The 255-nt window shown below is 63.9% G+C and carries 1 protein-coding gene; it reads left to right on the top strand.

What is annotated here, in order from left to right; genetic code table 11:
• Nucleotides 1–225 (top strand): hypothetical protein (locus A3764_RS25395; RefSeq protein WP_161487518.1); only part of this gene is annotated, 225 nt, incomplete at its 5' end.
• Nucleotides 226–255 lie beyond the last annotated feature (30 nt).

The following is a 255-nucleotide window of genomic DNA, read 5'->3' on the forward strand; positions in this document are numbered from 1 at the left end:
TTGCGGATCATGGCGAGGAAGGGGCTGGCATTCCAGCCGTTCTCGGAGGAAACGCGCGAAGCCCTGAAGGATGCCCATCGCGGTCGAATGCCCGCCGTGACGACGGTCCAGACGGCCCTGTTGGCGCTGCGGGAGAAGGGCTTCGTCTGGCGTCGGGAGTATGGCCAGTACATTCTCGACAATGCGGACATCGCGGTCGCCCTGGCCCGATCGGACGGCGACTGACCAGGCATTGTCGGCCTTCAACGCTTCAAT

Source organism: Sulfitobacter sp. HI0129 (assembly GCF_001635395.1).
Lineage (GTDB): Bacteria > Pseudomonadota > Alphaproteobacteria > Rhodobacterales > Rhodobacteraceae > Sulfitobacter.